Origin of the sequence: Kitasatospora sp. NPDC093558 (assembly GCF_040683475.1) — a bacterium.
Taxonomy (GTDB): Bacteria; Actinomycetota; Actinomycetes; order Streptomycetales; family Streptomycetaceae; genus Kitasatospora.
The window spans coordinates 1-9,053 of sequence record NZ_JBFBDY010000255.1 but is presented as its reverse complement, the minus strand read 5'-3'; the positions used below and the strand labels follow the sequence as shown (position 1 = coordinate 9,053).

Annotated in this window: 2 protein-coding genes; both read right to left on the bottom strand. The window is 74.1% G+C overall.

The window, feature by feature from the left end:
• Positions 1–82: 82 nt before the first annotated feature.
• On the bottom strand, positions 83–8,383 hold the full coding sequence (locus tag AB0O00_RS22255) for a type I polyketide synthase (protein WP_363654363.1): 8,301 nt from the start codon (positions 8,381–8,383) through the stop codon (positions 83–85).
• 306 nt (positions 8,384–8,689) lie between these two features.
• Entirely contained in the window at positions 8,690–9,022 is a 333-nt protein-coding gene (locus AB0O00_RS22250) for a hypothetical protein (protein ID WP_363654361.1), read from the bottom strand.
• Positions 9,023–9,053: the final 31 nt, after the last annotated feature.

The following is a 9,053-nucleotide window of genomic DNA, read 5'->3' as shown; positions in this document are numbered from 1 at the left end:
CCGACTTCCTGCGCCGCGGCCGTTGAAGGGGCCGGCCCCGTCCCCTCAGGGGTGGGGGCGGGGCCGGCCGGATCAGGGGGTGTTAGAGGATGCCGAGTTCCTCCTCGATGAAGGCGAACATCTCGTCGTCGTCGGCCGTCTCGATTTCGGCGAGGACGGCCTCTTCTGCGGCGGGTTCCGGTGCAGCCTGCTCGGCCAGGGGGGCCAGGATGCGTTCGGCCACGGCCCTCGGGGTCGGGCAGTCGAACAGGACCGTCGTCGGCAGGCGCAGGCCCGTCTCGGCGTTCAGGCGGTTTCGGAGCTCCACGGACGTCAGGGAGTCGAAGCCGATCTTCATGAAGATCCGGTCCGCCGGGACCGTGTCGACCGTCGAGTGGCCCAGGACCGCCGCTGCGCACTGGCGGACCAGGTTGAGGACGGTTTCCAGGCGGGTTTCCTCGTCGAGGGAGGCGAGTTGGTCCATGAAGCTCGCCGGCTTCGCTTCGGGGGCCGAGGGCTCAGCGGTCGCCCGGCGCGTGGGCACGCGCACGACTCCCCGCAGCATCGGCGGCAGTGAGCCCGGATCCGCCGCCGCTCGTTCGCGGACGGACGTCGTCTCCAGCGCCACCGGGACCAGCAGCGGCTCCTCCGCCTCCAGCGCCGCGTCGAACAGGGCCAGGCCCTCTGCGGACGGGAGCGGGGCAACGCCCGACCTGGCCATTCGGGAGTGGTCGGCCTCAGACAATGCGCCCGTCATGCCGCTCGCCTGTTCCCACAGGCCCCACGCCAGCGACACCGCCGGCAGGCCGAGGGCGTGGCGGCGCTGCGCCAGGGCGTCCAGGAAGACGTTCGCCGCCGCATAGTTCGCCTGGCCGCCGAGGCCCAGCGTTCCGGCCACCGAGGAGAAGAGGACGAAGGCGCTGAGGTCGTGGTCCCGCGTGAGCTCGTGCAGGTTCCAGGCCGCGTCCGTCTTGGGGCGCAGGACGCGGTCCACCTGCTCGGGCGTCAGGGCCTCTACCGTCGCGTCGTCCAGCAGGCCCGCCGCGTGGATCACGGTGGTGAGGGGGGTGGAGGGGGAGATGCCGGCCAGCGCAGAAGACAGGGACTCGCGGTCGGCGGCGTCGCACGCTGCGACGGTCACCGAGGCGCCCAGGTCGGCGAGTTCGGCGACCAGGGTCGAAGCGCCGGGTGCAGAGAGACCCTGGCGGCTCGTCAGCAGCAGGTGCCGCACGCCGTGCTGCGTCACCAGGTGCCGCGCGAGCATCGCGCCCAGCGTCCCCGTGCCGCCGGTGATCAGGACGGTGCCGTCCATCGGGCGCCGGGACGGGACCTGCGCGCTCACCGGGGTCAGGCGTGGCGCGTACGCCACCTCGCCGCGCAGGGCGAGTTGCGGTTCGGCGAGGTCGACGGCCGTCGCGACGGCGCGCGCGAGCGGGGCGGACCACTTGTCGACGTCCATCAGCACCACCCGGCGCGGGTGTTCGGTCTGGACGCTGCGCACCAGGCCCCACGCCGTCGACTCGGCCAGGGACGGCACGTCCGTGTCCTGGTCGGTGGCCACGGCTCCCCGTGTCACCACGACGAGCTGGGAGCCCGTCAGGCGCTCCTCGGCCAGCCAGGCCTGGATGTCGCGCAGCAGGGCCTGGGTCACCTCGTGGGAGGCCGTCGCCGGGTCGGCGGTGCCCCCGAGGACCGGGCGGTAGACGATGTCAGGTGTGGCAACTCCCTTGTCGAGAGCCGAAATCAACGCGGCGATGTCGGCGTACCCGGACAGGCCCGGCAGTTCGCCGAGGACGGTCTGCGAACCGCGAGCCGCAGCGGCCAGCGGCACCGGGGTCCACCGGACGCCGAACAGCGAGTCGCCAGCCCCCGTCAGCCGCATCGGGTCCACCGGCCGCATCGCCAACGACTCCACGGACGCCACGGCCGCTCCCGCGCCGTCGAAGACGGCCAGCGAGACCGCGTCCTGCCCGCTGCGCGTCACCCGCACCCGCAACTGCGAGGCGCCGTGGGTGTGCAGGCGCACGCCGTTCCACGAGAACGGCAGCAGCAGCGGCCCGTCCCCGTCGTCGAGCAGGCTGATCGCGTGGAGCGCGGCGTCGAGCGCCGCCGGGTGCAGGCCGAAGTCCTGCGCCTCCAGACCCTCGGGCAGTGCGACCTCCGCGTACACCTCGCCCTCGACCCGCCACGCCGCCTGTAGGCCCTGGAACGCCGGGCCGTACGCGTAGCCGCGGGCCAGTAGCCGCTCGTACAGGCCGGTGACGTCGATCGGCTCGGCTGCCGCGGGCGGCCACTCGCCGAGGGGCGATGGCACTGCGCGGCCGGGGGCCAGGAGGCCGGCGCCGTGCCGCGTCCAGGTGTCCGTGCCCTCGCTGCGCGAGTGGACCGTCACCGGGCGGCGGCCCGTGGCGTCGGGTTCGGCCACCACGACCTGGAGGCGGACGGTGGTGTCCTCGGTGAGGACGAGGGGCGCCTGGAGCACGAGTTCGTCCAGGTCGGGGAAGCCGAGGCGGGCGCCCGCGTGGAGGACCAGGTCGACGAAGCCGGTGCCGGGCAGCAGGACGCTGTCCAGGACGCCGTGGTCGGCGAGCCAGGGGTGGGTGCGCGGCGAGACGCGGCCGGTGAAGACCGTCGGGCCGCCGTCGGCCGGCTCCAGGCAGGCGGCGAGGAACGGGTGCTCGGTGCGGTCCAGGCCGAGGTCGTCGGCGGACGCCGCCGGGCGGGCGGGCTCCAGCCAGTAACGCCGGTGCTGGAACGCGTAGGTGGGCAACTGCACGCCCGTGGCGGAGGCCGACGGCCAGGTGATGGCGGTACCGGCCGTGTGCGCGGTGGCGACGCTGGTGAGGAGGCGCGCGAGACCGCCCTCGTCACGGCGGAGAGTGCCGGTGGTGAGCGCCGGGGCCTCGCCCGTCGCGCCCTCGTGGGTGTCGTGGATCGCGTTGGTGAGGACGGGGTGCGGGCTGATCTCGATGTAGTGGGTGTGTCCGTCGGCGGCGAGCCGGCTGATGGTGTCGTGGAAGAGGACGGGATTGCGGAGGTTGTCGTACCAGTACTGCGCGTCGAGGACGTCGGACGTGGAAAGACGGCGAGCGAGCAGGGTGGAGTGGAAGGGGATGCGGGGAGCAGAGGGGGCGATCGGGCCCAGGGCGTCGAGGAGTTGGGCGTGGATGGTCTCGACGTGGTGGGAGTGGCTGGCGTAGTTGACGGGGATCAGCCGTGCGCGGTGGCCCAAGTCGACGAGGTGGGAAAGGAATTCGTCCATGGCGGCGGGTTCGCCGCTGATGACGGTGGAGGTGGGGCCGTTGAGGGCGGCGACGTCGAGGCGGCCGGCCCACGGTCCCAGCTGCTCCTGGACGCTCGAAGCGGGCAGTGAAGCGTGGGCCATGGCGCCGTGCCCGGACAGCTGTTGGGCGATGATCCGGCTGCGCAGGGCACTGACGCGGCAGGCGTCGGTGAGGGTGAGGGCGCCGGCGATGTGGGCGGCGGCGATCTCGCCCTGGGAGTGGCCGACGACGGCCGCCGGCTTCACCCCGTACGACTCCCAGACCCGCGCCAGGGCGACCATCATCGCGAAGGAGGCGGGCTGGACGACGTCCGCGCGCTCCAGCGAGGGCGCACCGGGAGCATCGTTGAGGACGTCCACGAGCGACCAGTCGGTGAACTCGGCCATCACAGCGCCGATTTCCCCGATCGCTGCGCGGAACACCGGCGACGTGGCGAGGAGTTCACGTCCCATGCCCGCCCACTGCGTGCCCTGGCCGGGGAAGACGAAGACGACATCGGCCGCGTCGTTCTCGGCGGTGCCGGAAACAACCGAGTTCGCGGGCTCACCCGCCGCCAACGCCCGCAGGCCGGAAGCGAGTTCGTCACGATCCGCACCGATCACCACCGCCCGGTGGCTGAGCGCCGCACGGCCGGACGTCAGCGCCGCACCGATGCGGTGCACCGGAACGCCCGGGTTGGCGGAGTCGAACGCCAGGAGCCGCTGGGCCTGTTCGCGCAGCGCCGCCTCGCCGCGGCCCGACAGCGGCCACGCGAACGGGCCGTCCGGGGCGGCGACCGCTGCGACGGGCGCTACGGCCGGGGCCTGCTCCAGCACCACGTGCGCGTTGGTGCCGCTGATCCCGAAGGACGACACGGCGGCGCGGCGCGGGCGCCCGGTCTCCGGCCACGGCAGCTGCTCGGTCAGCAGCGAGACCGCCCCGGCCGTCCAATCCACGTGCGAGCTGGGCTCGTTGACGTGCAGGGACTTGGGCAGGACGCCCGCCTGCAGGGCCATCACCATCTTGATGACGCCGCCCACGCCGGCCGCGGCCTGGGTGTGCCCGATGTTGGACTTGAGCGAGCCGAGCCACAGCGGCCGGTCCGCCGGCCGGCCCTGGCCGTAGGTGGCGAGCAGGGCGCGGGCCTCGATCGGGTCGCCGAGCTTGGTGCCCGTGCCGTGCGCCTCGACCGCGTCGACGTCCTGCGGGGTCAGCGCGCCGGACGCGAGCGCCTGGCGGATCACCCGCTCCTGGGCCGGGCCGCTGGGGGCCGTCAGGCCGTTGCTGGCGCCGTCCTGGTTGATCGCCGAGCCGCGGACGACCGCGAGCACCCGGTGGCCGTTGCGCACGGCGTCCGAGAGGCGCTCCAGGACGACCATGCCGACGCCCTCGCCCCACGCGGTGCCGTCCGCGTCCTCCGAGAACGCCTTGCACCGGCCGTCGGGCGCGAGGCCGCGCTGCTGGCTGAACTCGACGAACATGCCGGGCGACGACATCACGGCCGCGCCGCCCGCGAGCGCCAGCGAGCACTCCCCGGCGCGCAGAGACTGTCCGGCCAGGTGCAGGGCGACCAGCGAGGACGAGCACGCGGTGTCGATCGTGACGGCCGGACCCTCCAGACCCAGCGCGTACGCGATCCGGCCGGACGCGACGCTGACCGTGCTGCCGGTGAGCAGGTAGCCCTCGGCGCCCTGGGCGTTCTCGTGGAGGCGCGGGCCGTACTCGGGGGCCATGGCGCCGACGAACACGCCGGTGTCGCCCGCGCGGAGGCTGGTCGGGTCGATGCCCGCGTGCTCCAGCGACTCCCACGCCGTCTCCAGGAGGAGCCGCTGCTGCGGGTCCATCGCGACGGCCTCGCGCGGCGAGATGCCGAAGAACTCGGCGTCGAACTCGCCCGCGCCGTGCAGGAATCCGCCCTCGCCGACGTACGTGCGGCCGGGGGTGCCGGGCTCCGGCGCGTAGAGGCCGTCCAGCTGCCAGCCGCGGTCGGTGGGGAAGCCGCCGACGGCGTCGGTGCCCGAGGCGACGAGCTGCCACAGGTCGTCCGGGCCCGCGACGCCGCCGGGGTAGTGGCAGGCCATGCCGACGATCGCGATCGCGTCGTCGTCGACCGGTGCTTCCGCAGGGGTGGGCGTCACCAAAGCCTCGGCAGCGACGGGGAGTTCACCGAGCGACGCGACCAGGTGGTCGGCGAGCTCGGTCGGCGTCGGGTGCTCGTAGACGACGGTGCTCGGCAGGCGCAGGCCGGTCGCCTCGCGTAGCAGGTCGCGCAGCTCGACGGCGGTGATCGACTCGATGCCCTGGTTCTTGAACGTCTCGCCGGCCTGGACGGCCTCCGGGCCCGGCCGCCCGAGGACGACCGCCGCGCTCGTCCGCACCAGGCGCAGCAGGCGCCGCCCGCGCTCGGCGGGGGTGAGCGGCGCGAGCTCGGCGAGCAGGGGGAGGACGGGCTCGGGAGCGCCGATTTCGTCGGACGGCGCCTCGACGACGGGCACGTCGGGGGCGGAGACGGCGTTGTCGAGCCCGGGCAGCCAGTGCCTCGTCCGCTCGAACGGGTAGGTGGGGAGCCGCACGTCGGAGGCCGGGACGGTCGGCCAGGTGACGGTGGTCCCGGCGGTGTGGGCGGTGGCGACGCTGGTGAGGAGGCGGACGAGGTCGCCGTCGTCGCGGCGCAGGGTGCCGGTGGTGAGGACGGGGGGCTCACCGGTCGCGGCCTCGTGGGTGTCCTGGATCGCGTTGGCGAGGACGGGGTGCGGGCTGACCTCGATGTAGTGGGTGTGCCCGTCGGCGGCGAGGCCGGCGATCGTGTCGTGGAACAGGACCGGGTTGCGGAGGTTCTGGAACCAGTATTCGGCGTCCAGGGCGTCGAGTTCGGTCAGACGGCGCGAGAGCAGGGTGGAGTGGATCGGGATGCGGGGGGCAGTGGGGGTGATCTCGCCGATGGCGTCGAGGAGTTGGGCGTGGATGGTCTCGACGTGGTGGGAGTGGCTGGCGTAGTCGACCGGGATGAGACGGGCGCGGTGGCCCAAGTCGACGAGGTGGGAAAGGAATTCGTCCATGGCGGCGGGTTCGCCGCTGATGACGGTGGAGGTGGGGCCGTTGAGGGCGGCGACGTCGAGGCGGCCGGCCCAGGGGGCGAGGTGTTCCTGGACGCTCGAAGCGGGCAGGGAAGCGTGGGCCATGGCGCCGTGGCCGGACAGCTGTTCGGCGATGATCCGGCTGCGCAGGGCGCTGACGCGGCAGGCGTCGGTGAGGGTGAGGGCGCCGGCGATGTGGGCGGCGGCGATCTCGCCTTGGGAGTGGCCGATGACGGCGGCCGGCTTGACGCCGTACGACTCCCAGACTCGTGCCAGGGCGACCATCATCGCGAAGGAGGCGGGCTGGACGACGTCCGCGCGCTCCAGCGACGGTGCGCCGGGAGCGTCGTTGAGGACGTCCACGAGCGACCAGTCGGTGAACTGGGCCATCACAGCGCCGATTTCCTCGATGGCGGTGCGGAACACCGTTGAGGTAGCGAGGAGTTCGCGTCCCATGCCGGCCCACTGCGTGCCCTGGCCGGGGAAGACGAACACCACGTCGGAGGCCTCGGCGGTGCCGGAAACGACCGAGTTCGCGGGCTCGCCCGCCGCCAACGCTCGCAGGCCGGAGGCCAGTTCGTCACGGTCCGCGCCGATCACCACCGCCCGGTGCTCGAAGACCGTCCGCGTGGTCGCGAGCGCGCGGCTCACCTCGGACGTCCGCAGCTCGGGGTGCAGCTCCAGGTGCCGGAGCAGCCGCTCGCCCTGGCGCCGCAGCGCGGCGGGCGTCCGGGCCGACAGGGCGAAGGCGGCGGGGCCCGCGATGTCGGCGGCCTCGGCGCGCTCGACCGGCGGGGCCTGCTCCAGGACCACGTGCGTGTTGGTGCCGCCCATGCCGAAGGACGAGACGCCGGCCAGCAGCGGAGCGCCGTCCGGGGACGTCCACTCCCGCAGGTCCGTCTGCACCCGCAGCCCCAGCTCGTCGAGCGGGATCGCCGGGTTCGGGGTGTCGTGGTCGAGCGTCGCCGGGAGCTGTCCGTGGGCCAGGCACAGGGCGGTCTTCACCAGGCCGACGATGCCCGAAGCACCCTCAAGGTGACCGACGTTGGTCTTCGCCGAGCCGACCGGCAGCGCGCGCTCCGCCGCCCGGCCCGCCCCGACGACGGCACCGAGCGCCGCCGCCTCCACCGGGTCGCCCACCGGGGTGCCGGTGCCGTGCAGCTCGACGTAGCCGAGCTCGTGCGGGGCGACCCCCGCGCTGCGCAGCGCGGCGCGCAGCAGCTCCTCCTGCGCGGCGGCGCTCGGCGAGGTGAGGCTCGCCCCGCCGCCGTCGTTGTTGACCGCGCCACCGCGGATCACGGCGTGGATCCGGTCGCCGTCGGCCAGGGCGGCGCCGAGCGGCTTGAGCACGACGGTCGCGCCGCCCTCGCCGCGGACGTAGCCGTTCGCGCGGGCGTCGAACACGAAGCAGCGGCCGTCCGGGGAGATCGCGCCCATCTGCTCCATGCCGCGGCTGCTCTCGTCCGCGAGGATCAGGCTCACGCCGAACGCCAGCGCGAGCGAACTCTCCCCGCGCCGCAGGCTCTCGCAGGCGAGCTGGACGGCGACCAGGGACGACGACTGGGCGGAGTCGACGGTGAGGCTCGGACCGCGCAGGCCCAGCAGGTACGAGACGCGGTTGGCGATGATGCCCCGGTTGAGACCGGTGACGGTGAAACCGGAGGCGGCGGCCGGACCGGCCTTGCGGACGAGGGTCGCGTAGTCGTCGGCGATCGCACCGGCGAAGACGCCCACATGGGCCTCGCGCAGCCGCGCGGGCACCACGCCGGCGTCCTCCAGGGCCGACCAGGCCAGCTCCAGCGCAAGCCGCTGCTGCGGGTCCATGGCGGCGGCCTCGCGCGCGGGGATGCCGAAGAACGCGGCGTCGAAGGCGTCCGTGCCCTCGACGGCACCGCGCCACCGGCCGGTCCGGGCGTCCTGGGTGATCGCGGAACGGCCGCCGCTGAGCAGGCGCCAGAAGTCGTCGGGGGAGTCCGCGCCGGGCAGCCGGCAGGACATGCCGATGATGGCCACGGGTTCGTCGGCCGCAATGCGGTCCCGGGTCGTCCCCTCGTCCGTACGCATATGAACTCGATTCCCCTCGTGGCAGGTCAGGCAGGTCGGGCGGGTCGGGCGGGTCGGGCGGGTGTGGCAGGTCGGGCGGGTCGGGCGGGTATGGCGGGTGTGGCGGGTCAGGCGGGTCGGGCGGGTCGGGCGGGTTGCGGTGGCGGCTGCGCCGGGCCGCGGGGTGGGGCATGAGCTGGTAGGCCGTGCGGGCCGACGAGGCACACGGGCAGCCGAGTGGGGTCGCGCCAGCCGGCAACGACGGTGCGCAACGCCCCCGCCGCCCCGCTCCGGTCGGGTGGAGCGGGGACGGGGCGCTCCGGCGGCTCAGGCCGTCAGGACGGCCTTCAGTGCGCTGCCGTCCGCCACCGACGCCAGTGCGGCCCCGTGGTCGGCCAGCGGGTACGGCGTGACCAGGGAGGCGAGGTCGAAGCGGGCGGCCAGGGCGGGCAGCAGGTTGACGTACTCGACGAGGTGGGCACCGGTGAACGCCCACGAGCCGACGACGTCCAGCTGCCGGTAGACGATCTGGTGCGGGTTGAGCAGGGTGTCGCCGGCGTCCGTGTACTGGCCGATGACCAGGTAGGAGCCGCCCCGCCGGGCCAGCGGCCTGCCGGACGTCGACGAGGGCAAGCCCGCCGACAGCGTCGACGACGTCATCGCCGACCGCTACTCCTACCGGACCTTCGAC